Genomic DNA, 24,975 nt, shown 5'->3' with positions numbered 1-24,975 from the left:
TTGAAAAAAGGAGGATGAGATTTTGAGGAAAAAGCATATCCGTACACCAGGCTTCACGGTAAAATCCGCATTAACCGGAATGGTGGCATTTACTCTTGCGATGCCGGCAGGATTGGCCGCTGCGGCTTCTTCTTCCGGTACCGCCGCAGCCGTCCCCGTTTCTTACAAGGTGGCTGCGGACAAATCCCAGAACGCCGAATCTGCGAAGGCAGCTGATGCAGACCCTGCCAAGGCCAAGTTTACGAAAGAGCAGGCGATCTCCAAGCTAAAAGAGTTGTTTCCCATTTTGGCTGATGCGGAAGTAACGAGTGTGGAACTGGGTATTAACAATATGTATCCCGTACCATCCAATCAGATGATATGGAACATTCAATGGAGTTACCAGAAGGGCAATAGCGGATATGGCATTAGCAGCCAGGTGGATGCCGTTAATGGAGATCTGATCAGTACATATCTCTATTTTCCGGACCGGCAGCAGAACCAGAGTTATTATCCGCCCGAGATCACTAGGGAACAGGCACTGGAGAAAGCCAAAGCTTTTATCGCCAAAGCGGCCCCCTCTCTTTCGATTAACGATTTGGAGCTGCAGGATGGCAATGATTATTTGAGTAATCCCGCACTTTTCGGCCCCGTACAATACGGATTTACTTTTAGTGTTATAAAGAACGGCATCACTTCCCCGCTTGAAAATGTTTCTGTGGTCGTAGCTGCGGACGGCAGTGTAAGGCAGTTCAACAAATCGCCGGAGCATTGGAACTACCCGGCGGCTGCTGCGTCGATTCCGCAGGCTAAGGCGGAGCGGACATTCAGCGACCAGTTTGACGTGGAACTCGTTTATATTCCTATCTTCAAGAATGGCAGCGGCAACAGCTGGATCTTGGGCTGGCGGCCGACCGAGCGCGCGCTGTATACTATCGATGCCCTAACAGGAAAACGTCTGGATACCTTTGGCGCGGAAAGTACAGTCACAGCCTCCGTATACAGCGATGTTCCGCAGGCTGCAAGCCGCTTTACCCCCAGAACCACCGCCACAGAAATGACGAGCGATGAAGCGGCTAAGCGGGTGAAGCAGATCGTCTCCATTCCCGCGGCGAAAAAGCTGACATCCAGTTCGCTGGGCAGCGATTACGCGGACACCGGAAGGAAGGTTTGGAGGCTGAGCTGGCTGGACAGCGAGTCTCTCAAAACCGGTTTCCCCTCCCAAACTTACGCCGAAATTGACGCCGTTACCGGGCAAATTCTGAGTTTTAACGAAAATCAATATCCAGTCCCTCCTGAAGCCCAGGAAGCGAACAAGCCGAAGAGCAATGAAGTTAACGCCACACTGCAGCAGGCCAAGAAAAAGGCGCTCGCCTTGATTAACCTCCTGTATCCCGATGCTGCCAGCAATCTGAAGCTGGTCGAGCGGGAAAATACCGCCGGCGAAGGCGCTGGCTTCAGCTTCCAATTCCTGCGCTTCTATAAAGGGGTTCCGGTTAGCGATGGCGGTCTGATGCTTGTGCTCGACCACACCGGCGCACTGAAGACCTATAACTTTCCTCGGACATCGGATCTTGGGAAAGCAGGGGTCGATCTGTCCGCAGTGAAGGTTACGAAGGCAGAGGCAAGGGCTCAGATCTTTGACCGCTATAAGGTGAAGCTGCAGTATGGAAGCTTTGGAGGCTACACCGTTGCCGGTTACACCAAGCCGAAGATCAAGCTTGTATATTCGCCCGTACTGGGAGATCCTGCCAACGCCCCGGAAGTCATTGACGCGGTTACCGGCAAACTGACCGCTCAGTATGAGATGCCCGGAAAATTGAAGAAAGCAGCCTCTGCTTCCGACATTCAAGGACACGCGGCCGAGCAGGCGCTGTCCACATTGGTGAAATACAATATTCTGATACCGGATCAGGATGGCAAAGTGAATCCCGATTCCGAGATTACCGCAGGAGACTGGCTGACTTGGATATCCAAGGCGGTTGCGCCTTATTTTGGGGGTTATAATAACGGAACCGAACCTAAGCCGGTCGCCGGCGTCAGTCCGGAAAGTCCGTATTATAATGCGGTATCCTACGCTGTGCAGAACCAGTGGATCGATCCGGCCAGCACGTTCCAACCGGACGCCAAGCTGACACGTGAGGGATTTGCGGTCCTCTTGACTTCCATTGTCAAATACAACAAGATTTCCGCCTTCTTGCAGGCTGATCCGGTCTTGGCCCAATTTGGGGACGCCGCCTCGATCACCCGCAAGGGCGAAGTTGCGGTCGCTGTGAAGCTTGGACTTCTTCAAGGAGAGAACGGCAAATTTAATCCGGCTGACACCGTAACCAAGGCCGAGGCGGCTACGGTAATGCTGAAGCTGGTGGAACTCCAGGGCAAGACGGACCAGGCTATCGGACAGTCTAGGTACTAATTAATTCAGCAAGCGGAAAGCTTTAAGCCGTTCAACGGAGGGAATTCGCCTTCGCCGGACGGCTTTTTTTCTATAAGAATCCTCTTGTTTTAATTAAAAAAATTTGGGACAATAAGATACGATTGCAGTTTAGACAGCTGCATTCTTGAATGACAGGCTTGCGGAAGCCTTGAAAAGAGGATAAATAATGAGCAAAACTTCCATCTATGGATTGACCTTTGATCAGTTGGCGGCATGGCTGCTGGAGCGCGGACACCGTAAATTCCGGGCTCTGCAGGTGTGGGATTGGCTGTATATAAAGCGGGTAACGGATTTTTCGCAAATGGAGGATGTGCATCAGGACGCCTTGCAGCAGCTGGACGAGCATTTTTCCATCCGGACCTTGACCGAGCACATAAAGCAGGAGTCGATAGACGGCACGGTGAAATTTCTGTTCCGGCTGCCGGACGGAAATTTGATCGAGACGGTATTGATGCGGCAAAAATACGGGCTGGCCGTTTGCGTAACGACTCAGGTCGGCTGCAATATCGGGTGCAGCTTCTGTGCAAGCGGGCTGTTGTCCAAGAGCCGGGACTTGTCTTCCGGGGAGATTGTGGAGCAGATTATGCAGGTGCAGATGGATTTGGACCGTATGGGGAAAGGTGAAGCGGTAAGCCACATTGTCGTCATGGGCATCGGCGAGCCGTTTGACAACTTTGAGAATATGGTAGATTTTCTGCTGATTATCAAGCATCAGAAGGGGCTGAACATCGCCGGACGACATATCACCGTCTCGACCAGCGGCCTTGCGGACAAAATCATTGAATTTGCCGACCGCAACCTTCAGGTGAATCTGGCCATTTCCCTGCATGCGCCGAATAATGAGCTTCGTAGCCGCATCATGAAGATCAATCGCGCCATTCCGATCGAGAAACTGATGCATGCGATTGACTACTATTTGGAGAAGACGAAGCGGAGAACGACGCTGGAATATATTTTGCTCCGGGATGTGAACGACCAGCAGGAACATGCTCTTGAGCTGGCGAAGCTGATTGCCGGTTATGGCCCGCTCGTCAACGTGAACCTAATTCCTTATAACCCGGTTGATGAGCACAGCCAGTATCAGCGCAGTGACCGGGAGACAGTTCGGGCTTTCTTCGATACGCTAAAAAAACAAGGTGTGAGCGTCAGCACCCGTCTGGAGCAGGGAACGGACATTGATGCAGCCTGTGGACAACTGCGCAGCAAGCAGATTAAGGCATCGGCACTGGGATAATGGTTATTGTGGGGTCGGCAAGTTGAAATAACTTACGTATATATCACACCTACCTTACATCTTCAAGGGATACAGATTGATTCCTTCCATCATAGGGTTTATTTAAACAAACAAGCCCGTTTACGCTGCAATAAGCGTAAACGGGCTTGTTTGTGTCGATTAATTAGGAAGTTTGCTTATTTCCCAAGCTGCTTATCCAGTTCGCGGACCGGATTTACACCATTATTCTCTTCGGTAGTATGCTTGCTCATGAACCAGCCGATTGCGGCAATGAGGACGAGGACGATATAGAATGTCGCCTTCCACAAGGTGCTGTGCGCGAAATCCTCAGATAATATGCCGAGCGAAGGATGCGCAAGTGTAATGACTGCCAATTTGACGCCAACCCAACCGACGATTACGAAGGCTGCAACTTCAAGTCCCGGGCGGGAGTGAAGAAGCTTGACGAAGAAAGAGGCGGCAAAGCGCATGATAACCAGTCCGATAAAGCCCCCGGCAAAGATAACGAGGAATACGCCTCCGTCGAGTCCGCCTATTGCGGGAAGACCGCTTGGCGGAAGCGCAACGGCCAGAGCGACCGCAGCAAGAATCGAGTCGACGGCAAAGGCGATGTCCGCCAGTTCCACCTTGAAGACAGTCAGCCAGAAACCGCCTTTCTTTCTGTCTGTGTCTTCCTTTCCGCCGCTTTCCGCCGCTTCTTCAGTTACCGGCTTCCTCGAAGCAATGATTTTACGGATGATGTGGTTGGCAGCGATAAAGAGCAGATAAATCGCCCCGATCGCCTGCACCTGCCAGATGTCCACCAGGAACGAGATGACGAACAGCGAGCCGAACCTGAAGATGAACGCCCCGAACAACCCGTAAAAGAGCGCCTTTTTCCTCGTTTCTTCAGGAAGGTGTTTCACCATGATTGCCAGCACCAGCGCATTGTCCGCGGCGAGCAGCCCTTCCAGCCCCACAAGAACAAGCAGTACCCAGCCATACTCCAATAGTAATCCAAAATCCATTGTTGTTACCTCCCTCGCGTTTATGATGACCCAAAAGTATATAAAAAAGACCTTTACCAAACAGATTGAATTCAAAAAAGAATCAATCTGAATGGTAAAGGTCTCGCTAACAATAGGTTATTGCCAATAAAGCCGGAGAAATGGTTACATTCTCGTACTGACGACTTTATTTATCAGCTACTCCCCTTTACGGGATATTCGGTTTACTTAGTTTATGCCTAGAAAGATCATATATTAGTTGAGAAACATTGTCAACAGCGGGGGATTTCATTGTTACTCTCTATAATTTGTAGTTGAGTTCGCTAGAATCGGCACTCTTTTTGTCAGAATAAGAGGATATATGTAGAAATTCTTTCAGTTAAGCCACTGTAAACGGGGAGTAAAATGACATTGATTTTCAATGAAAACGGGATATGAAAACGTAAACATGAGATGTGGATGTCATATATGCTAACATATGATTTGACGAAACTGCAAACATGCGGAAATACCTTAAATTTTCTTGTTTACGCTAATTGACGATATACGGGTTTGAAAATATGATGAGTGTACAACAAAGCTTTCCAAGCAAGGTTGAGGTCAGGAAAACTGACATGTCGGATGTAGGTTATCTAACAAATAATCTACTTGGAGCTTACCCAAGGAAGCCGGCTGTGAAACATTGAACAGCTAACGCTCCGCAAAACTTAGGCGCATGCTTCCGACGCGAGAATGATGCGAAGTATGCGCAAGGGAGTACAACTCCTCATTACTTTAAGGAGGTGGGAAAAATGAAGCCGCAGCCGACGTCGTGTTCATCAAGTGCAGCAGAGGACGATATCAGTCGCCATCCTTGCTACAGCGAGGAAGCCCATCGGTTTTTTGCCCGGATGCATATCCCGGTAGCTCCCGCCTGCAACATCCAATGCAACTACTGCAACCGTAAATTCGACTGCGTGAACGAAAGCAGACCTGGGGTTGTCAGTGAGGTGCTCACTCCGGAACAAGCGGAGCGGAAAGTAAAAGGTGTGGCAGCACAGCTCATGCAGCTGTCGGTGGTCGGCATAGCCGGTCCAGGCGATCCGCTTGCAAATGCGGATAAGACTTTCGATACCTTTGCGAGAGTCAAGAAGCATGTGCCCGACGTGATGACCTGTCTCAGCACCAACGGACTTACGCTGTACCGGCACATCGATCGAATCGTTGAACTCGGGATCGGGCACGTAACGATTACGATCAACGCCATCGACCCGGATGTCGGTAAAGAGATTTATCCTTGGGTATTTGATGAAGGAGTGCGTTACGAAGGAAGAGAAGCCGCCGCTCTGCTGATCAGCCGTCAGCTTCAAGGCGTGGAGGAACTGGCGAAGCGAGGCATTCTCGTCAAAGTCAACTCGATTCTGATTCCGGGGGTCAACGACAAGCATCTGGTTGAAGTATCAAAGAAAGTTAAGGAGCTCGGCGCGACGCTTCACAATGTAACGCCGCTGATTATCGCTCCTGGCAGCCAGTATGAGAAGGACGGACGCAAGGCTCCTCGTCCAAGAGAACTGAACCAGTTGCAAGAGCAGCTGAGCGAGGGCGGAACGAAGCTGATGCGCCACTGCCGCCAATGCCGCGCCGACGCGGTTGGGCTGCTCGGCCAGGACCGTAACCAGGATTTCCAACTGGAAACGATGGAAGCCGATCCGGTTATCGACCTGGATGCAAGAGAACAGTTCCAGCAGGAGCTCGATAGCAAAATCCGTCAGCGCCTGATCGCGAAGGAGAACCGCCGGACGATTCTTGATGAGAACAAGAAGACAAGAGTCGCGGTTGCTTCCAGAGGCGGAGACAAGGTCAACCAGCATTTTGGCCATGCGACGGAGTTCATGATTTTCGATACCGACGGAACCGAAGTGAAATTCATCGGGATCCGGAAGATACAGGCATACTGCCACGGCACAGCCGATTGCAACGGAGACAAAGACGAAACGCTTCAAGAGATTACCTCAATCCTTAGCGATTGCCGGATTCTCCTCAGCTCCGGTATCGGCGACGCGCCTCGCGCGGCGCTGAACAAAGCAGGCATACTGCCCCTGGTCCGCAAAGGCGGAATACAGGAAGCTATACTTGAAAGTGTGAAATACGGTTCCTATTTTGAAAATATTAATATATCGAAGGGATGATTAATCATGAGTAAGAAACCAAGACAAATCGCATTTTATGGTAAAGGCGGTATCGGTAAATCCACGACTTCCCAGAACACTTTGGCACAGCTGGCAACCACTTTTGGCCAAAAAATCATGATCGTAGGCTGTGACCCTAAGGCTGACTCCACTCGTCTGATCCTGAACACGAAAGCTCAACAAACGGTACTTCACATGGCTGCTGAATTGGGTTCGGTAGAAGATCTTGAACTCGAAGACGTAGTAGCAACTGGCTTTGGAGACATCCTCTGCGTTGAGTCCGGCGGTCCGGAACCAGGCGTAGGCTGCGCAGGCCGCGGTATCATCACTTCCATCAACTTCCTGGAAGAGCAAGGCGCATACGAAGGTATGGACTTCATCTCCTACGACGTACTGGGTGACGTTGTATGCGGCGGTTTCGCAATGCCAATCCGCGAGAACAAAGCACAAGAGATCTACATCGTCTGTTCCGGTGAAATGATGGCTATGTACGCTGCCAACAACATCGCACGCGGTATCTTGAAATATGCACAAAGCGGCAGTGTTCGTCTGGGCGGCCTGATCTGTAACAGCCGTAACACCGACCGTGAAGATGAGCTGATCATGGAGCTTGCGCGTCGTCTGAACACGCAAATGATCCACTTCGTACCTCGCGACAACGTCGTACAACATGCCGAGCTGAGAAGAATGACGGTTACTCAGTACAACCCTGAGCACAACCAAGCCAACGAATACAAACAACTGGCTGACAAAATCCTGCACAACGAAATGCTGAACATTCCGACTCCGATCGAAATGGACGAACTGGAACAACTGCTGATCGATTTCGGTGTGGTAGAAGACGAAGAAACAGCTCTCAAGAAGCTGGAAGCTGCTGGTCACTAATAAAAAAAAGCGAACAGACTTCGCTTAACAATAGAAGTTATCCAGTGAATGGAGTGGAGAGACGGTCATTCACTGGACCGAATTAAACAAAGCATGCCCTGCAGGAGGTAATGTCCTGCACAATTGAAAAGGAGGCTCAACGAATGGGACTGGATATTGAGGCGAACAAAAAGTTAGTTGAGGATATACTGGAAGCCTATCCCGATAAAGCAAAAAAAGACCGTAAGAAGCATTTTCAGATTAATACTGAGGAGACTAAGGAATCCTGTAGTTGCTCCCTGAAATCGAACATTAAATCCCGTCCAGGCGTAATGACGCCGCGCGGTTGCTCCTATGCCGGTTCCAAAGGCGTGGTATGGGGACCAATCAAGGATATGGTTCACATCTCTCACGGCCCGGTTGGCTGCGGACAATACAGTTGGGGTACTCGCCGCAACTATGCGAACGGTACGCTTGGTATCGATAACTTCACAGCTATGCAAATCACAAGTGATTTCCAAGAGACGGACATCGTCTTTGGCGGCGACAAGAAGCTGGAAATCATCTGCCGCGAGATCAAGGAAATGTTCCCGCTGGCTAAAGGTATCTCTGTTCAATCCGAATGTCCGGTCGGTCTGATCGGCGACGATATTGAAGCAGTATCCAAAAAAATGGCCAAAGAACTGGAAATGCCAGTCGTTCCTGTCCGTTGCGAAGGTTTCCGCGGCGTCAGCCAGTCGCTTGGTCACCATATCGCGAACGATGCTATCCGCGACTTTGTAATGGGTAAAGCGGACCTGGCCGAAACCGGTCCTTACGATGTAAATATCATCGGTGACTACAACATCGGCGGCGATGCTTGGGCTTCCCGTATCCTGCTGGAAGAAATGGGTCTGCGCGTAATCGCTCAATGGTCCGGTGACGGTACCCTGAACGAGTTGGAAATCGCCCACAAAGCGAAAATGAACCTGATTCACTGCCACCGTTCCATGAACTACATGGTTACGCATATGGAGCAAGCTTACGGTATTCCGTGGATGGAGTACAACTTCTTCGGACCGTCGAAAACTTACGAGAGCCTGCGCGCAATCGCTGCGAAATTCGACGCAACGATCCAAGAAAACTGCGAGAAAGTTATCGCCAAATACAAACCGCAAATGGATGCCATCATCGGCAAATACAGACCTCGTCTGGAAGGCAAAAAGGTTATGCTCCTGATCGGCGGCCTGCGTTCCCGTCACACGATTGGCGCTTACGAAGATCTGGGCATGGAAATCGTTGCTACCGGCTACGAATTTGCTCATAAAGACGACTATGAAAGAACCTTCCCAGAAATGAAAGAAGGATCGATCATCATGGACGATCCGACTGCATATGAACTGGAAGAACTCGCTCAAAAATTGAACATCGACCTTATGGGATCGGGTGTTAAGGAAAAATACGTATACCACAAAATGGGTATTCCGTTCCGTCAAATGCACTCCTGGGATTACAGCGGTCCGTACCATGGCTTCGATGGCTTCAAGATTTTTGCCAAAGATATGGATATGACTGTGAACAACCCGGTATGGAATTTGATTGATAAGAAAGAAAAAGTACAGACTGAGGGGGCGAGCGTATGAGCAAGGAAAGATTGAATATTCCGGATTATAACACCTTGTTTACGGAAGAACGCTATGTTCAACAGCGTGAAAACAAGAAACAATTTGAAGCGCCTTGCAGTGATCAAGAGAAAGCAGAAGCGCTCGCTTACTCCAAATCTGCGGAGTATATGGAGAAGAACTTCGAACGTAAAGCCGTTGTTATCAATCCTCACAAAGCTTGCCAACCGCTCGGATCGGTTATGGCAGCACTTGGATTTGAAAAAACGCTGCCGTTCGTACACGGATCCCAAGGCTGTAACTCTTACTTCCGCAGCCATCTGAGCCGTCACTTTAAAGAACCTACGCCAGCCGTTTCTTCCTCGATGACTGAGGATGCAGCTGTATTCGGCGGCATGAGCAACATGATCGACGGTCTGCAAAATGCAGTTGCTCTGTACAAACCGGAAATGGTAGCCGTATGTACCACTTGTATGGCGGAAGTTATCGGTGACGACCTGACAGCTTTTATTGGCAATGCTCGTCAAAAAGGCGCAATTGCCGAAGATTTCCCTGTTACGTATGCCAACACGCCTAGCTTCATCGGCTCGCATATCACTGGGTATGATGCGATGATCAAGAACATTCTGAACCAGCTGTTTGACCGTTCCGGCCTAACTGCTGCTCCGGGTACTGGCGAAGAAGGCGAGAAGCTGAACGTGCTGCTCGGATTCGAGCCTTACACAGGCAACTTTGCGGAAATCCGCAAAATCCTGAACGCTTTTGATACGAAGTACACGATTCTCGGCGATCACAGCGGCAACTACGATTCCCCGGCTACTGGCGAATACGAGTACTACTATGGCGGAACGAAGCTTGCTGATGTTCCGAAAGCTGCTAACGCGCTGGGTTCACTTGTACTGCAAAAATACACGCTGAAGAAGACTCAAGAATATATCAGCGGAACCTGGAAACAACAAGTTTCCTCCTTGTCCACTCCGCTTGGCGTAAAAGCTACGGATAAGCTGCTCGCAGCTATCAGCGAACTGACTGGACTTCCGGTTCCTGCATCGCTCACCGAAGAACGCGGACGCGTGGTTGACGCTTACGCCGACAGCCATCCTTATCTGCATGGCAAACGCGTTGCTCTTGCCGGCGACCCTGACCTGCTGCTTGGACTTATCGGATTCTGTCTCGAAGTCGGCATGGAGCCGGTACACATTCTGTGCTCGAACGGTGATGTGGAATTCGATGGCAAGAAGTGGAAAGAAGAAGTTGAAGCGCTGCTGGCAACCAGCCCTTATGGTTCCGAAGCAACTGTTTATGTAGGCAAAGACCTTTGGCACCTGCGTTCGCTGCTGCTTAACGATCCGGTTGATCTGGCTATCGGCAGCTCGCACGTTAAATTTGCTGCCAAGGATGCAGGAGTACCGCTGGTCCGCGTAGGCTTCCCGATCTTTGACCGTCATCATATGCATCGCAATCCGATTATCGGCTACCAAGGAGCATTGAACCTGCTGACCTTGATTGTCAATATTGTCCTCGATCAGCTAGACAACAACGAATCTGGTTTCGGCGATTTGGTTCGTTAATCAATAGGTAAAAAAGGGAGCAGATTTATCTTGGATAAATCTGCTCCCTCAGCCTATTTTCAGAGAAAATATGTTATAATTTGTACAACTCAGATTTTGAATAGCGGCGAAATGTATACGGATTGGGGTCCAAACGTTTCTGTTCTATTTATTCCGCATTCATTTCAGTTGTTTAGCCTGGTGGGTAGTAAGAATTAGAGCACTGAGTCTTAGCGAAGGAGATGATGATCCAATGGAGCCTATTCGAAAAGAAGAGATAGACGATCAGGCCTGCGGGAGCCTTGCCCCTAAGTCAAAGCCTTGTCCACGGCCAAAACCGGGTGAGGCAGCCGGAGGTTGCTCATTCGACGGAGCCCAAATTACATTGCTCCCGATTATGGATGCTGCGCATCTCGTGCATGGACCGGTTGCTTGCGCTGGCAACAGTTGGGAAAGCCGGGGAAGCCTTTCGAGTGGTCCTTCCCTCTCCCAATACGGCTTTGCGACGGATTTGAGCAATAATGACATTATTTTTGGCGGAGAAAAAAAGCTGAAAGACAGCATTGACTATATTGCCGGGCGTTTTGCGCCTCCGGCTATCTTTGTATATTCAACCTGCGTTACGGCGCTGATCGGCGAAGACATGGATGCCGTCTGTAAAGAGGCGTCCGACCGTCTCGGAATCCCGGTAGTTCCTGTAAACAGCCCCGGCTTTGTCGGCAGCAAGAATCTAGGCAACCGGCTCGCGGGCGATGCTTTGCTCCAATATGTTATCGGTACGGGTGAGCCGGAACTAGAGGCTTCTATGGGCGTAAACCTGATTGGCGAGTACAACATCGCCGGCGAGATGTGGGATATTGAGAAACTGATGAACCAGGCGGGAATAACGCTCTTATCCCGCATTACGGGCGATGCCAGATATAAGGAAATTACCTGGGCCCACCGTGCGAAAGCCAATATGGTAGTATGCAGCCGCGCACTGCTTGGACTGGCGAAACAGATGGAATCCAAGTATGGCATTCCCTATTTTGAAGGTTCGTTCTATGGTGCAAAAGAGACCACCTACTCTTTGCGTCAAATGGCGTATTTGCTGAACGACAGAGAGATGGAGCGCAGGGTCGACCGACTGACAGAGCGTGAAGAGAATCGGTTGTCTCACGACCTGCGGCCATACCGCAAAATACTTAAAGGAAAGAAAGCTGTTCTCTATACAGGCGGAGTGAAGAGCTGGTCGGTTATTTCGGCGCTGAAGGAACTGGGTATCCAGGTTGTTGGTGTCGGAACGAACAAAAGCTCGGATGAGGATGTACAGCGGATTGCGGACAGAGTCAGTGATGACACAGAGTACATTCCGGAAGGCGGAGCAAGCCGTATTATTAAGACAGTGAGAGAACGCAAAGCCGATATAATGATTGCCGGCGGACGGAATATGTATGTTGCAATGAAAGAGCAAATTCCGTTTGTGGACATCAATCAGGAACGCCATAAGGCCTATGCCGGTTACGAAGGTCTGCTTCGGCTGGCCAAGGAATTAGTTGATTCCATCGCTAATCCGATTTGGAAGCTCGCCTCCTCACCAGCTCCGTGGGACAAGGAGGGCAGCTATGACCGTTAAGAAAAGAAGCAAGCCGGTATCGGTTAATCCGCTGAAAATCGGGCAGTCTCTCGGCGGCATACTAGCGATGCAGGGCTGCTACCGGGCCATGCCGGTTGTCCATGGCTCGCAGGGCTGCTCCGCCTTTCCCAAGGCGCTTCTGACTCGGCATTTTCGTGAACCGATTGCCGTACAGACTTCAGCGCTGCAGGAAATGGACGTTATTTTCGACGCAAACCGCAATTTGGAAGAAGCCCTGAATGCAGTGCTTTCCAAGCATCGTCCCGACATTATCGGGATCATCGGGACTGAGCTGACCGATGTTGCAGGGGTGGATTACCAGAGTATGCTGAAATCGTACAAGAGAGAGCGGAACATGCGGGGCGGGCTTGCCTTTTCTGTGACGCTGCCTGACTTTCGCGGATCGCTCGAATCCGGATTCAGTGTAACTGTTGAAGCGATGGTTGATGAACTGATTCAGCAGGCGGGTCTCCGGGGACAGCGGAACGTGAATTCTCGTCAGATTACGCTGCTGCCGGGATCTTATCTTACACCCGGGGATGTAATGGAACTCAAGGAAATCGTGTCCTCCTTTGGCTTTGAGGTCATCGCACTTCCTGATATATCAACTTCTCTGTCGGGGCATCTTCTGACAGGATTCTCGCCGCTGACCAGAGGCGGGGTCCCATTGGATTCGATGCTGCAGAGCCTGCAGTCGGGACTTACGATCGCCTTCGGCGCCAGTATGGAACGTCCGGCCAGAAGACTGCATAACGCTCTCGGTACGCCATACAAGGTGTTCCAAGGAACGATGGGTCTCAAGGCTTCCGACGAGCTGCTGAATTTCCTGCATCAAATCAGCGGTGTTCCGGTTCCCATCCGGTACTGCTGGCAGCGTGAGAATCTGCTTGACTGTATGCTTGATGCGCACTTTCAGTTTGCTGGTGTCTCCGCTCTGGCCGCACTTGAACCGGATCATCTTCGCTCTGTCTCGGAATGGCTGGATGAGCTGGGGGTTGAGCAGAAGGCGCTGATTACCTCGTATGAAACGCCGGCGGTGGCCGAAATGGAGCGCGATGTATGGGTCGGCGACCTTGACGATGCCGAGGTGCTCGGAAGCGGGGCTGATTTGTGGATCGGAAGTTCGCACGGAATTGCGGGAGCGGAGCGTATTGGAGCGGCTTTCCTGGCTGCCGGTTTCCCGATATGGAATGAGCTCGGATCGTATATGAATGTTTCCGTCGGCTATCGTGGAGCGATGGAGTGGACCAATAAAGCAGGCAATCTATTAATGAGAAGGGAGGCGGAGCATCGTGAAAGTAGCGTTCGCCACAGATGACGGAGTTCGTGTAAATGCCCATTTTGGGCAATGTTCGATGTTTGCCATTTATAATCTGACGAAGGGTAGCAGCGAGCTTCTGGAGCTGCGCAGAATACCCGACATCGCAGCCCAGGACGAATTGGGCAAGATCGACGGCCGGATTGAGGCTATTGATGACTGCACTTTGATCTTTCTTATGCAGATTGGAGCATCGGCGGCAGCGAAGGTGACCCGCCGCAAAATCATGCCGGTTAAAGTGCCGTTCGGAAGTCCGATCGATGAGCAGGTTAAACGCCTCGAGGAGATGCTGCAGGGCAAGCCGCCGATGTGGCTGGCCAAGGTGCTGCGTGCGGAGGAAGAGGAAGGAGCTGGGGTCAATGGATCAAATGGCTAACGAAGTCGCATGTGCGAACGAACAGCCGGCGGATAAAGCTCAAGTTCGACCGAAGCGCCGTTCCAAACCGGCGCCCGATCCTGAAAAAGCGGAGCGTATTGTCCGCCGTTTAAATGATCTGCTTAGCGCGAGCGATTATTTTGGCCGCTATGCTTCCCTCACTCCCGAGGAAAAGATTGCGAAGCTGTTCCTGGCTTCAGCGGAGGATAAGGCTAAATCGGACATCAACTGCACGGCGTCCGATGAGGTCCGCCGCCAGGTGCCGGTATTGTTTCAGGCTATCGCTAGCTTGATGGAGGAGAAGAGCGGGTTGATGATTCAAAGCTCTGCGGAAATTAATGTCGAAGGATTCGGCCGTGGACTGATCTATAGCGGCCGCATTATTCTTGTCATGAAGAGCCTTCGTGCAGGCTTTCCATTTCCGTTCACTTCTCTGGAGAAGACCGTTGCCTATGCGGTTGCTTGCTTGGATGAGGGCATTGCCTTCTTAGATAAGTATAAAGAACAGACTGCTGTGCACGGACTGCTCAGTCTGGAGGGATAAACTTCATTGTCAAGAAACACCTCCGATCCTATACTATTATGAAACTATTAAATCATGAGCGATAACGGAGGTATAATGCGATGGAGCAAGGGTCGATCGGTTTGCTGGAACAGGAGCGGTATGCACGGCAGTTAAAGCTGCTTGGAGAGAACGGTCAGAAAGCGCTGAAAGAAGCGACAGTAATGATCGCCGGTATCGGCGGCCTGGGTGGTACAGCAGCGATTTATTTGGCGGCTGCAGGAGTCGGTAAATTGATTCTGGCGCATGAAGGGAAGATTCTCTTGCCGGACCTGAACCGCCAGATTCTAATGGATAGCGAACATTTGGGAATGGAACGGATGAGTACGGCCATAGAGCATTTGCGGCGGCTCAATCCCGAGATGGAAATCGAGGGTTACAATTCCAAGATTGAGTATGACAAGGCAAAGCCTTGGGTTGAGAGCGCCGATATCGTCATCGATGCCCGTTATGATTTCCCGGAGCGGTACGTATTGAACCGGCTCTGCGTAGAAGCAGGCAAGCCGATGGTGGAATCGGCGATGTACGGCTTTGAAATATCTTTGACAACAATGGTTCCAGGTGAGACGCCTTGCCTGGAATGTCTATATCCCGACGACCAGCCCCAGTGGGAACCTTTTGGGTTTCCAGTTCTGGGGGCAACTTCCGGTATTGCGGGTTGCCTGGCTGCGCTGGAAGCCGTAAAATGGATTACAAGGGTAGGGCCGGCCTATACCGGCATTATGTATCGCTTTAACTCACTTGACTTTAGCACCTACAGTGTCCGACTTGCCCGTAATCCGAATTGCGCTTGCTGCGGAGAAGGAGGTAAACCGTGAAAAGTCTCAAGCTATGTGACACGACACTAAGGGATGGCGAACAGGCGGCTGGAGTATCATTCACGAGGGCAGAAAAGCTGGAAATCGCAAGATTGCTGGCGGAGTGCGGTGTAGAGCAAGCGGAGATCGGTATTCCGGCTATGGGGTTTCGGGAACAAGAGGACATTGCGGCGATTGCCGCCCTCGGTCTTCCCATGAAGTTAATGACTTGGAACCGTGCACTCAAAAGCGATATCGACAAGGCTTTGGCGACGGGAGTAAATTGGTGTCATATTTCGATTCCCGCCTCCGAAGTTCAGCTTCGGGGCAAGCTTGGGCTTTCGCCCGCCGAAGGATTAGCCAAGCTGCATCGTGCGGTGGAATATGCGCGTGGGCTGGGTATGGCCGTGTCGGTCGGTATGGAAGATTCGTCTCGTGCGGACATGAGCTTTCTGGTGGAATTGATCAATTCACTGTATGAGGAAGGCGGTATACACTGGTTCCGTTATGCGGATACGGTTTCCGCGCATCATCCCGGTCAGATGGCTGGGCGGATAAGTACGCTGCTTGGAGCTGTGCCGTCCGACGTGGAGTTGGAGGTGCACTGCCATAACGATTTCGGACTGGCTGTCGCGAATACGCTGAGCGGCATCGCCGCCGGAGCGACGTGGGCGAGTACGACAGTCGCGGGAATCGGTGAACGAACAGGTAATGCGGCAATGGAGGAAGTTGCGCTGGCCTGGCGTTATTTGTACGGGGGCCATAGTAACATCCGGGCCGAATTGCTCAAGCGGATTGCCGATATGGTGATCATGGCTTCCGGCCGCAGCGTCGGAGATTCCAAGCCGATTGTTGGGAAGATGGCGTTCACGCATGAGTCGGGTATTCATGTGGACGGACTGGTGAAGGATAGGGAGACCTATCAGACCTTTAACCCCGCTGAAGTCGGCAGAGAGCATAGTTTCGTGCTCGGCAAGCACTCCGGAACGGGCGGCGTCGCTCATGTACTTGGCAAGCGGGGGCTGGAAGTGGACCCCGATACAGCAGCCAGGCTGCTGGTACGTGTCCGGGAATATGCTGAAACCAACAAAGGCAATGTGCCGGAAATCCTGCTGGTGGAATGGCTGCTGGAAGAACAGCAGCAGGCGCAGAACGCGGTCTAAGAAGACGGTGAAAGCTGATAATCGGCTTCTACAAAGGCAGGGCTGAAGCAACAATGGATAAAATACTGATTCAAGAAATAAGGGACTGATTCACGGGATAAGTTTTTCCTTGCGAATCGGTCCCTTTTATGTATGGAATGCGGCAGTCTGCGCGCGACCGGGTGTTGAATGACTGATAGGATATTTATATGTTTCATGAAGCGCGAGTGACGAGCAGCTTTGAGTTTACCTGCAAAAGGGGGTAAAATAATCGGTACATTTGCAGATACATAGACTGGTTAAATGAAAACAGACCTGCGGGAGGAGACGGGACATGAGCGAATGGTATGAGAAAAGCTTTGGAGAGGACTATTTGATTGTATACAAACACCGGGATTTCGGAGGGGCGCGGCGGGAGGTTGAGCGGATGATCGGCTGGCTCGGCCTGCCGGCTAAAGCCAAAGTGCTGGACCTGTGCTGCGGCATGGGACGGCATTCACTGGCACTCGCAGAAGCGGGCTACGAGGTAACCGGAATCGACCTGTCGGAAGCACTGCTGCGCGAGGCGCGCGTTCAGGAAGGTGCGGAGCGGGTCGCCTGGATCCGGTCCGACATGCGGGAGCTGCCGCTTGAGGGCGGATTTGACGCGGTAGTTAATCTGTTCACATCCTTTGGTTACTTTGAGGAGGACGAGGAGCAACTGAAGGTGCTGCGGGAAATTCGTCGGGTGCTAAAGCCGGGAGGAAAGTTTATCATTGATTTCCTTAATCCTTCCTATGTGATTACCCATTTGGTCCCTCATTCCACCCGGGAAGACGGAGACAATCTGATTGACGAGAAGCGGCGGATCGAGAATGGATATGTAAAGAAAGACATCATTTTGACGTCCAAATTGGATGGAACGCCGCGGCAGTATCATGAGCGGGTAAAGCTGTATTCGCTGGAGAAATTTCGCGATCTAATCGCGGATGCCGGTCTCTTGATCGAATCGGTCCATGGAAACTACGATGAGGAGAAATATGAGGCGGAAACCTCGCCGCGCATGATTTTCGTAGGGATTCGTCCGTAAATGAACAGAAACAGGATATAGAGCAGATGGGCGGCATTGGTCTGTTCGCTATGCAAAAACAGCCGGCGGAAGAAAGATTCCGCCGGCTATTTAGTTTTAAAACATCAGACCGTAAAAGTTCCGGAACCCCAGCTTCTGGATATAGCTGTAATAACTGCCGTCAATAAGAAAGTTGGGCGCTATCTGTGAGATAGTATTCAAGCTTCGTTATTCCCCTGCATCTTTTCCGCGTCCAAGTTATTGGATGTCTCCTCGCTATCCTCCGGCTCATGCGGGAGTCCCAATTCTTTCTCACGCTCGGCCTGCTTGCGGTGGGCAATCCGGCTGCTGGCCGCGGCAGCAATAGCTCCAACGATGTCATCCAGGAAGGTGTGAACTTTCCCGTCGTTTTTGTCATTCAGTCTTTCCAGTACGCCGGGAGGCTTTAACTTGTCGATATAGCCGTAATTGGTAAATCCGATGCTGCCATATACATTGACAATGGAGAAGGCCAATATTTCATCAACCCCGTAAAGACTTTCGTCATTTTCAATCATTTCTTGAAGCGGGGGAAGCAGCTTGCCTTCTTCAGCCAGCAGATCGAGCTGGATACCGGTCAGCACGGCATTCTGTATTTCCCGCTTGCTGAGCACCCTCTCGATATTGTGAATGCATTCCTCCATCGTTAAGTTAGGGTAATATTTCTGCTGAAGCAGCAGTACAAGTTCCGCAATTTCTTCAATTTTTACACCGCGTGTGTGAAGCCAGGCCCTCGTTGCCTGTGCGACGGCTTTGCTGTTCAGACTGTAAGGAATTTTTACATCGGCCATATTCAGTCACCCCGCTAAAAAATGTCGTTGGTTGGACCTCTAACCGGCTGGCATGAATCCCCATGCTGCGCCGTAGTCAAATTGTACGTTCACAGGAAGTATTTGTCCAGCAGAGTAGACTTATACGGAATCCGCCAGCTTAGGCGGCTGAGGAGTGGAAGTTGCAGTGCCCGGGCAGACTCTCGCTATTTTAGGATAAGCCGTTGTTATTTTTTGGCCGAGGGGCTCGTATACATAGCAGTACAAACCGTATCGATAACCTTGAAAGGGGCAAATCCAAATGAAAAATAAGCAAAAACTTGCCTTGGCTTCTGCGGCCTGCCTGTTGGCAATTCCACTGGCGCTGTCCGGCTGCGGCTTGTTCGGCTCTGATCAATCGGCTGCCATTGACCCGCCGCCTAGCGATGTGGAGGAGCAAATGCTGCAGACGAGCGGGAATACACTGGATACCGGGGTATTCGCACCTGTGGCGGAGGACGGCGCAGACAACGGAGTAAGCGGCAGCGACTCAGGCGGGGGCGCTGTCGATTCAGGCGCTGCGGCAAGTACCGACACAGCAGGAAGCGGGAATTCAGCGCTTAAAGGCGATAACGATTCGACTGCCGCACGCACGACGGTATTTTTGCAGAATGATAATGGCCTGCTTGCTCCCGTATCGCTCAGTCTTCCTGCATCAGGCAAAGATGGAGCGCTGAAGCAGTCGCTTGAAGCGCTTGTTGACGGTGGAGCCTACGCCGCAGATCTGCCAGACGGTTTCCATGGTGTCCTGCCGCAGGGCACAGAAGTTAAAAATGTAACGGTGGACCATAATCTGGCCGTCGCCGAATTTGGCGGCAAATTCAGTACTTATGCTCCTGCTGATGAGCGGAAGCTGATGGAGGCTGTTACCTGGACACTGACCGGCCAGGAAGGGATTACTGGAGTGCAGCTGTGGGTTGACGGCAAGAAGCTAAATGAGATGCCGCTTAAGGGAACGCCGCTCGACCGTCCGCTGACCCGCAGCATGGGAATCAACCTGCCGTCTCAAGGTCCGGTTTCAATGAATTTCAGTACGGTTACCGTTTATTTCTCGTCAGCTTCTCCGGCCGGTGTTCAGTATTATGTTCCGGTAACCCGCTTTGTAACGCCGGGACAGGACCCGCTCAAAGCAGCGATGAACGAGTTGATTGAGGGACCCGATTCCGAGAATGGACTTGAAACGGTAATGACCTCAGAGACATCGCTGGATTCCGTCCAGAAAGAACAGAACGGAGTAGTCACGGTATCGCTGAACGACGATATGTTCGATGACGGCAGCCAGGTTCCCGCAGAACTGCTGGAGTCCGTAGTACTCACGATTGCCCAGAACTCGGAGGATGCCATGGTCCGAGTCCGGATGAACGGCAAGCAGACGGTTACCGGAACCGACAATGTCGATTACGGCAAGCCCGTATCAGCGCCGCAATATGTGAATGAACTCCCGCTTTAAGGGCTAACTTAACTAATGCTTGATATTTTTCTGAAGATCCTATGCTCAGCAAACGCTGCGTACGAAGAAGAGCCCCGATTCCACCCGGACGCTGCCTAACCGCCAGGCCGAAAAAGATGCTTTTGCGCCTGCACTTTGGTAAAATTAAGGATGCTTAAACGAAGCTCACGCTATACAAATGTAGGAGGCAGACAAAATGAGATCAAATGGGCGAAACGACGATGGGCTCCGGCCGCTGAAGATTACGACCCAAATCAATAAATATGCCGAAGGCTCTGTACTCATTGAAATGGGGGACACCAAGGTCATTTGTACGGCCACCGTGGAGGAGAAAGTCCCTCCGTTCCTGAAAGGACAGGGGAAAGGCTGGGTGACAGCGGAGTATTCCATGCTGCCGCGGGCGACGCAATCGCGTAACCAGCGTGAGGCTGCACGGGGAAAGCTGACCGGACGAACGATGGAAATCCAAAGGCTTATTGGCCGGGCTCTTCGTTCCGTAGTCAATTTGCAGGCGCTCGGCGAACGGAATATTACCCTGGATTGCGATGTTATTCAAGCAGATGGCGGTACGCGAACTGCGTCGATTACGGGTTCTTTTATCGCCCTGGCGTTTGCCGTGAACAAAATTGTAACGCAGCACCGTCTCACCGTGTTCCCCATCACCGATTATCTGGCGGCGATCAGCGTCGGTATTGTAGGTGATCGCCCGCTGCTGGATCTGAATTATGAAGAGGATTCCAAAGCCAATGTTGACATGAACGTGGTGATGACCGGAGGCGGCGAATTCGTCGAACTGCAGGGAACCGGGGAAGAAAGACCCTTCTCGCGAAAAGAACTGGATGATCTGCTGGGTCTAGCCGAACAAGGGATTCTTGAACTGATTGCCGCCCAAAAAGAAGCCCTTGGACCGATCGCGCTTAAAATTCCATCCGGCCAGACCAGTCAAAGGGTATAGTATGAACTCAAGAACCGGTATTCTTATTGTCGCAACCAAAAATGCCGGCAAGATTCGCGAATTTCAGCATGCTTTTGCACCGCTAGGCCTGACGGTAAAGAGCATGTTCGATTATCCGGAGCTGCCGGACGTGGTGGAGGATGGAACGACCTTTGCGGAGAATGCGCTGAAAAAATCGAAGCAGATCGGTGAAGCGCTCGGGCTGCCTGTGCTTGCCGATGATTCAGGACTCTGTGTGGATGCGCTTGACGGACGTCCCGGTGTTTATTCCGCCCGCTATGCGGGCGAAGGGTCGTCGGACGGGGACAACAACCTGAAGCTGCTCAGCGAGCTGGAGAGATTGAAGCAGGGCGAGGATACAGGACAACCGCTCCTCAGCACGGCAAGATTCGTCTGCGCGCTGTCGCTATACGATCCGTCCACGGCTGCGGAGCTTACGGCTGAAGGCGCCGTGGAAGGCTGGATTACTTCCGAACCAGCGGGCGGTGGAGGCTTCGGCTACGACCCCTTGTTCTATCTTCCGGAATTTGAGAAGACGATGGCCGAGCTTACGCTGGAAGAGAAGCAGTCGGTCAGTCATAGGGGGATGGCGCTCCGGCTCCTGACGGAGAAATTGGCCGCGCAGGGCGACCGTGGCACTGGGAAATAAACCTTAATTATGGCCCCAGATTTGAATGGACATGAGTCAATCCATTCAGGTCTGGGGTTATTTTTTATCTCATGCTAATCTATCAGCATATCGGTCAAGCCGATTGAACGATGAAGAATCCAGCTGTCATCATAACGCTGCCTAGATAGAAATACAATGAGTATAGCGGTTGTTAATTGCCATGCAAAAAGATGCAACGCAGAAGATTTCTTTTCGTTATTGTTAGTATAAAGCGAAAAAGAAGGTGACGTTTGATGGTCTGGATCATCTGGTTTATCGCCGCCGGCGTATTGCTGGTCGCCGAAATGCTGACGCTCACTTTTTATCTGCTGTGGTTGTGCATTGGCGCTGTTGCCGCAGGTCTTGTATCGCTTGCCGCACCGGATGCGGTACTGGTTCAAGTACTGACCGGTTCTTTGGTTGCGCTCGGGCTGACCCTGTTCTCGAAACCGGTGGTGTCAAGGTTCCGCGCTTCGCAGGGCTTCAAGGACATCGGCACCGATATTGTCGGCAGAGAAGGAATCGTCGTTCAGCCGATCGAGCCGGGCAGATACGGGCAGGTCAAGGTCGGGGGAGATATTTGGAGTGCTGCATCGGTGCAGCAATTGAGTGTGGATGAGAAAGTTAGAGTCATCAGCAGAGGAAATGCCATCATTGAAGTAGAACGTTGGGAGGTATAAGAGAATGGAATTGGCGGTTATTGGAGTTATCTTGGTTGTGGTGATCGCATTTATCGCACTTACGGTCAAAATCGTTCCGCAGCAGCGGGTGGGTATCGTCGAACGGCTCGGTAAATTTCACCGTCTGTTGACGCCGGGTCTGAACGTTCTGATTCCGATTATCGACCACGTGCGGACCTATCATGATCTGCGAATTCAGCAGACAAATGTGCCACCGCAGACGGTGATTACGAAGGATAATGTACAGGTGCAGATCGATACGATTATTTTCTATCAGGTGGTGGGCCCGGAAGAAGCAACCTATGGCATTTCCGACTACGTATATGGTGTGCGGAACATCAGTACAGCCACGATGCGGCAGATTATCGGCAAACTGGAGCTTGACGAGACGCTGTCCGGCCGGGAGAAAATCTCAACGGAAATCCGCCTCGCTCTCGATGAAGCGACAGAGAAATGGGGCGTGCGGATTGAACGGGTCGAAGTGATCGATATCAAGCCGCCGGTGGACATTCAGGAAGCGATGGATAAGCAGATGAAGGCCGAGCGGAACAAGCGGGCGATTGTACTGGAGGCGGAAGCGGCCAGACAGGATATGATTCTGCGCGCGGAGGGCGATAAACAGAGTAAAATCCTAAAGGCGGAGGGAGACAGGGAAGCAAGGATTCATCAGGCTGAAGGTCTGCGTCAAGCGCAGGAGCTGGAGGCGCTCGGCCAAGCCAAGGCGATTCAGTCGGTAGCGGAGGCGGAGAAGCTGCGGATCGAGCTCCTCAAAAGCGCAGGGCTGGATGAGCAGGTGCTTGCGTATCAATCGTTCGAAGCTCTGGGGGAGATCTCCAAAGGACCGGCCAACAAGGTATTCCTGCCGACCGACGTCGTCAGAACGCTCGGAAGCTTGGGGGCGATGGCCGACGTGTTCAAGGCTGGCAAGGACAAATAAGCTGTGGCTGCGGAATTTCATTTTACAATTATGCTGTTTTCGGCTAAAGTAGGGGACACGGGCAACAACACTAGATCCGTGCTGTGTCCCTCTTAGTTGTCCCATTCTTCACTTCGGGAACCGGGAGAGCGGAACCAGCGGAAACATATCGTGAGGAGAGAAGATCGTGGCACAAAAAGAACTTTCGCCTTTTGTGGAACTGCTCGGCCTTGAGCGTCATGTCGAGGGCGGCTGGTTTAAGGAAATCTGGAAATCATCTGTTCAAATTCCCCGGGATCTCCTGGGCGAAGACTACTCCGGTTCCCGTCCTGCGGCATCAACCATCTATTTTCTGCTGCATCCGGGCGAAATTTCCGAGTGGCATGCCGTCCTGTCGGATGAGCATTGGCTGTGGCATGCCGGCAGCCCCCTTGTGTTAAGCCTTGGAGGAAATGGAGAACATCCCGGTGATGTGCAGGAAATCGTGCTGGGTCTTGATATCGCTGCAGGCCAGCAGCCACAGGCGCTCGTACCCGCCGGCGTATGGCAGGCCGCGAGACCGCTCGGTGACGAGCCGGTGCTTGTATCCTGCGTTGTGGCTCCGGGCTTTCACTATGACGATTTTCGGTTGGTCGACAAGTCGGAGGGATAGCGGCAGATTATGCTGGTAACAGCCGAGCCGGCGAAATATTTGCTGTAATAACGGAGCGAAGGCTCCGTTTTCTAATATTTTGAAAGCGCTTAATTCGTTGAGGTTCGCATAAATTAAGACATACGGTGCTCTGTATTTTGTATTGCCGGGAGTGAATCTGTTATACTTAATTTTGGAAATCATACTTAGAAGAGCAGCATAGTTGGTTAAGCGATTTTGTAGATATCCAATCCATAATTGAATCTGGAGGGAGTAGCGATGAGTCAGTTGAAAGGACCTTTTACCGACGGACCTACTTTAAGTGATGGCGTATCGATGCCTTGGCTGGGACTTGGAGTATGGCAGACCAAGGATGGCGATGAAGTTATCCATGCGGTCAAATCGGCGATCGAAATCGGCTACCGCAGTATTGATACCGCCTCGGCGTATAAGAATGAAGAAGGCGTCGGACAAGCCATCCTGGAATCCGGGTTGCCGCGCGAGGAACTGTTTATTACCACCAAAGTATTCAATAATGAACAAGGGTATGAAGAAACCTTGAAGGCCTGCGAGTCGAGCCGCAAGAAACTCGGCCTGGACGTAATCGACTTGTATCTGATTCACTGGCCGGTTAAGGATAAGTTCCGCGAGACATGGAAAGCGCTTATTCATTTGCAAAAAGAGGGCTATGTCAAATCGATCGGCGTCAGCAATTTTCAGATTCATCATCTGAATAGCATCATTGACGACACCGGTATCGTGCCGGTGGTGAATCAGGTGGAGTTCCATCCGCTGCTGACCCAGCGCGAGTTGCTCAAGTACTGCCGCGAGCAGAACATTCAGCTGGAAGCCTGGAGCCCGCTGCTGCAGGGCAACCTGGATATTCCGCTGCTGCAGGATCTTGCGCAAAAATACGGAAAAACGCCTGCACAAATCGTTCTCCGCTGGGATATCCAGCAGGGCGTCATTACGATTCCGAAGTCGGTTCATGCCGACCGTATCCGTGAGAACGCCGGCATTTTTGACTTTACGCTCAGCGATGAAGATGTTCTGGCCATCGAAGGGTTGAACAAGAACCATCGCTACGGTCCTGACCCGGATAATTTCAATTTCTAGAAGGCCGCTTTCGGCCCGTCCAAATTGATTCGATGAAAAGGGTGCCTCTAGCC

At 51.6% G+C, this 24,975-nt stretch carries 22 protein-coding genes; 20 read left to right on the top strand and 2 right to left on the bottom strand.

Features of this window, described 5'->3' with window-relative positions; genetic code table 11:
* Positions 1–22 precede the first annotated feature (22 nt).
* Positions 23–2,395 (top strand): S-layer homology domain-containing protein, encoded by a 2,373-nt coding sequence (locus PDUR_RS20325; protein WP_042207949.1) that lies wholly within the window; start codon positions 23–25, stop codon positions 2,393–2,395.
* Positions 2,396–2,582: 187 nt separating this feature from the next.
* Complete coding sequence (gene rlmN, locus PDUR_RS20320) at positions 2,583–3,650, top strand: dual-specificity RNA methyltransferase RlmN (RefSeq protein WP_042207948.1); 1,068 nt, start codon at positions 2,583–2,585, stop codon at positions 3,648–3,650.
* A gap of 176 nt (positions 3,651–3,826) precedes the next feature.
* On the opposite strand, the gene PDUR_RS20315 is transcribed toward rlmN, so the two are convergent.
* On the bottom strand, positions 3,827–4,657 hold the full coding sequence (locus PDUR_RS20315) for a TerC family protein (RefSeq protein WP_042207947.1): 831 nt from the start codon (positions 4,655–4,657) through the stop codon (positions 3,827–3,829).
* Between the two features lie 770 nt (positions 4,658–5,427).
* Between PDUR_RS20315 and nifB the strand changes: the two genes are divergently transcribed.
* The 11 genes from nifB to PDUR_RS20260 all read left to right on the top strand — a co-directional run bounded on the left by nifB (position 5,428) and on the right by PDUR_RS20260 (position 17,698).
* Positions 5,428–6,804 (top strand): nitrogenase cofactor biosynthesis protein NifB, encoded by a 1,377-nt coding sequence (gene nifB, locus PDUR_RS20310; RefSeq protein WP_042207945.1) that lies wholly within the window; start codon positions 5,428–5,430, stop codon positions 6,802–6,804.
* 6 nt (positions 6,805–6,810) lie between these two features.
* Positions 6,811–7,689: a nitrogenase iron protein gene (gene nifH / locus PDUR_RS20305; protein ID WP_042207944.1), complete on the top strand. Its 879-nt coding sequence runs from the start codon at positions 6,811–6,813 to the stop codon at positions 7,687–7,689.
* Positions 7,690–7,832: 143 nt separating this feature from the next.
* Complete coding sequence (gene nifD / locus PDUR_RS20300) at positions 7,833–9,290, top strand: nitrogenase molybdenum-iron protein alpha chain (protein ID WP_042207943.1); 1,458 nt, start codon at positions 7,833–7,835, stop codon at positions 9,288–9,290.
* The gene (gene nifK, locus PDUR_RS20295; RefSeq protein ID WP_042207942.1) at positions 9,287–10,840 is read left to right on the top strand and encodes a nitrogenase molybdenum-iron protein subunit beta; all 1,554 of its coding nucleotides are present in this window, start codon (positions 9,287–9,289) and stop codon (positions 10,838–10,840) included. Before nifD ends, nifK begins: the two co-directional genes overlap by 4 nt.
* A gap of 232 nt (positions 10,841–11,072) precedes the next feature.
* On the top strand, positions 11,073–12,434 hold the full coding sequence (nifE, locus tag PDUR_RS20290) for a nitrogenase iron-molybdenum cofactor biosynthesis protein NifE (protein WP_042207941.1): 1,362 nt from the start codon (positions 11,073–11,075) through the stop codon (positions 12,432–12,434).
* Positions 12,424–13,752, top strand: a complete 1,329-nt coding sequence (gene nifN, locus PDUR_RS20285) for a nitrogenase iron-molybdenum cofactor biosynthesis protein NifN (protein WP_042207940.1) — start codon at positions 12,424–12,426, stop codon at positions 13,750–13,752. The genes nifE and nifN overlap by 11 nt, the downstream gene beginning before the upstream one ends.
* Positions 13,727–14,128, top strand: a complete 402-nt coding sequence (gene nifX, locus PDUR_RS20280) for a nitrogen fixation protein NifX (RefSeq protein ID WP_042207939.1) — start codon at positions 13,727–13,729, stop codon at positions 14,126–14,128. The genes nifN and nifX overlap by 26 nt, the downstream gene beginning before the upstream one ends.
* Positions 14,112–14,672: a DUF269 domain-containing protein gene (locus PDUR_RS20275; protein WP_042207938.1), complete on the top strand. Its 561-nt coding sequence runs from the start codon at positions 14,112–14,114 to the stop codon at positions 14,670–14,672. Before nifX ends, PDUR_RS20275 begins: the two co-directional genes overlap by 17 nt.
* Positions 14,673–14,752: 80 nt before the next feature.
* The gene (locus PDUR_RS20270; protein WP_042207936.1) at positions 14,753–15,508 is read left to right on the top strand and encodes a HesA/MoeB/ThiF family protein; all 756 of its coding nucleotides are present in this window, start codon (positions 14,753–14,755) and stop codon (positions 15,506–15,508) included.
* Positions 15,505–16,650: a homocitrate synthase/isopropylmalate synthase family protein gene (locus PDUR_RS20265; RefSeq protein WP_042207935.1), complete on the top strand. Its 1,146-nt coding sequence runs from the start codon at positions 15,505–15,507 to the stop codon at positions 16,648–16,650. Before PDUR_RS20270 ends, PDUR_RS20265 begins: the two co-directional genes overlap by 4 nt.
* A 313-nt stretch (positions 16,651–16,963) precedes the next feature.
* Positions 16,964–17,698 (top strand): class I SAM-dependent methyltransferase, encoded by a 735-nt coding sequence (locus PDUR_RS20260; RefSeq protein ID WP_042207934.1) that lies wholly within the window; start codon positions 16,964–16,966, stop codon positions 17,696–17,698.
* Between the two features lie 197 nt (positions 17,699–17,895).
* On the opposite strand, the gene PDUR_RS20255 is transcribed toward PDUR_RS20260, so the two are convergent.
* Positions 17,896–18,507: a phosphatidylglycerophosphatase A family protein gene (locus PDUR_RS20255; RefSeq protein ID WP_042207932.1), complete on the bottom strand. Its 612-nt coding sequence runs from the start codon at positions 18,505–18,507 to the stop codon at positions 17,896–17,898.
* 280 nt (positions 18,508–18,787) lie between these two features.
* On the opposite strand from PDUR_RS20255, the gene PDUR_RS20250 reads away from it, so the two are divergent.
* The 7 genes from PDUR_RS20250 (at position 18,788) to PDUR_RS20220 (ending at position 24,922) form a co-directional block, all read left to right on the top strand.
* Positions 18,788–19,975, top strand: a complete 1,188-nt coding sequence (locus PDUR_RS20250) for a GerMN domain-containing protein (protein ID WP_042207931.1) — start codon at positions 18,788–18,790, stop codon at positions 19,973–19,975.
* Positions 19,976–20,171: 196 nt separating this feature from the next.
* A complete protein-coding gene (gene rph / locus PDUR_RS20245) occupies positions 20,172–20,930 on the top strand; it encodes a ribonuclease PH (protein ID WP_042207930.1) in 759 nt (252 codons plus the stop codon).
* 1 nt (position 20,931) lies between these two features.
* A complete protein-coding gene (locus PDUR_RS20240; RefSeq protein WP_042207929.1) occupies positions 20,932–21,579 on the top strand; it encodes an XTP/dITP diphosphatase in 648 nt (215 codons plus the stop codon).
* Positions 21,580–21,833: 254 nt separating this feature from the next.
* Positions 21,834–22,259, top strand: coding sequence for an NfeD family protein (locus tag PDUR_RS20235; protein ID WP_042207928.1), 426 nt, complete (start codon positions 21,834–21,836; stop codon positions 22,257–22,259).
* Between the two features lie 4 nt (positions 22,260–22,263).
* Positions 22,264–23,196: an SPFH domain-containing protein gene (locus tag PDUR_RS20230; protein ID WP_042207927.1), complete on the top strand. Its 933-nt coding sequence runs from the start codon at positions 22,264–22,266 to the stop codon at positions 23,194–23,196.
* A 166-nt stretch (positions 23,197–23,362) separates the two neighbouring features.
* Entirely contained in the window at positions 23,363–23,827 is a 465-nt protein-coding gene (locus PDUR_RS20225) for a cupin domain-containing protein (protein ID WP_042207926.1), read from the top strand.
* Positions 23,828–24,085: 258 nt separating this feature from the next.
* On the top strand, positions 24,086–24,922 hold the full coding sequence (locus tag PDUR_RS20220; protein ID WP_042207925.1) for an aldo/keto reductase: 837 nt from the start codon (positions 24,086–24,088) through the stop codon (positions 24,920–24,922).
* Positions 24,923–24,975 lie beyond the last annotated feature (53 nt).

It is taken from the genome of Paenibacillus durus (assembly GCF_000756615.1).
Classification (GTDB): domain Bacteria; phylum Bacillota; class Bacilli; order Paenibacillales; family Paenibacillaceae; genus Paenibacillus_AQ; species Paenibacillus_AQ durus.
Note: the sequence above shows the minus strand (reverse complement) of the source record. Positions and strands in the feature narration are given on the sequence as shown.

What these genes read in the sequence shown, in the direction of transcription:
- nifB (WP_042207945.1), top strand. Translation starts at nt 5,428, where the DNA reads ATGAAGCCGCAGCCGACGTCGTGTTCATCAAGTGCAGCAGAGGACGAT.
- rlmN (WP_042207948.1), top strand. Translation starts at nt 2,583, where the DNA reads ATGAGCAAAACTTCCATCTATGGATTGACCTTTGATCAGTTGGCGGCA.
- PDUR_RS20240 (WP_042207929.1), top strand. Translation starts at nt 20,932, where the DNA reads ATGAACTCAAGAACCGGTATTCTTATTGTCGCAACCAAAAATGCCGGC.
- nifE (WP_042207941.1), top strand. Translation starts at nt 11,073, where the DNA reads ATGGAGCCTATTCGAAAAGAAGAGATAGACGATCAGGCCTGCGGGAGC.
- PDUR_RS20250 (WP_042207931.1), top strand. Translation starts at nt 18,788, where the DNA reads ATGAAAAATAAGCAAAAACTTGCCTTGGCTTCTGCGGCCTGCCTGTTG.
- rph (WP_042207930.1), top strand. Translation starts at nt 20,172, where the DNA reads ATGAGATCAAATGGGCGAAACGACGATGGGCTCCGGCCGCTGAAGATT.
- PDUR_RS20255 (WP_042207932.1), bottom strand. Translation starts at nt 18,507, where the DNA reads ATGGCCGATGTAAAAATTCCTTACAGTCTGAACAGCAAAGCCGTCGCA.
- nifH (WP_042207944.1), top strand. Translation starts at nt 6,811, where the DNA reads ATGAGTAAGAAACCAAGACAAATCGCATTTTATGGTAAAGGCGGTATC.
- PDUR_RS20275 (WP_042207938.1), top strand. Translation starts at nt 14,112, where the DNA reads ATGGATCAAATGGCTAACGAAGTCGCATGTGCGAACGAACAGCCGGCG.
- PDUR_RS20260 (WP_042207934.1), top strand. Translation starts at nt 16,964, where the DNA reads ATGAGCGAATGGTATGAGAAAAGCTTTGGAGAGGACTATTTGATTGTA.
- nifK (WP_042207942.1), top strand. Translation starts at nt 9,287, where the DNA reads ATGAGCAAGGAAAGATTGAATATTCCGGATTATAACACCTTGTTTACG.
- PDUR_RS20230 (WP_042207927.1), top strand. Translation starts at nt 22,264, where the DNA reads ATGGAATTGGCGGTTATTGGAGTTATCTTGGTTGTGGTGATCGCATTT.
- nifD (WP_042207943.1), top strand. Translation starts at nt 7,833, where the DNA reads ATGGGACTGGATATTGAGGCGAACAAAAAGTTAGTTGAGGATATACTG.
- nifN (WP_042207940.1), top strand. Translation starts at nt 12,424, where the DNA reads ATGACCGTTAAGAAAAGAAGCAAGCCGGTATCGGTTAATCCGCTGAAA.
- PDUR_RS20315 (WP_042207947.1), bottom strand. Translation starts at nt 4,657, where the DNA reads ATGGATTTTGGATTACTATTGGAGTATGGCTGGGTACTGCTTGTTCTT.
- PDUR_RS20220 (WP_042207925.1), top strand. Translation starts at nt 24,086, where the DNA reads ATGAGTCAGTTGAAAGGACCTTTTACCGACGGACCTACTTTAAGTGAT.
- PDUR_RS20270 (WP_042207936.1), top strand. Translation starts at nt 14,753, where the DNA reads ATGGAGCAAGGGTCGATCGGTTTGCTGGAACAGGAGCGGTATGCACGG.
- PDUR_RS20235 (WP_042207928.1), top strand. Translation starts at nt 21,834, where the DNA reads ATGGTCTGGATCATCTGGTTTATCGCCGCCGGCGTATTGCTGGTCGCC.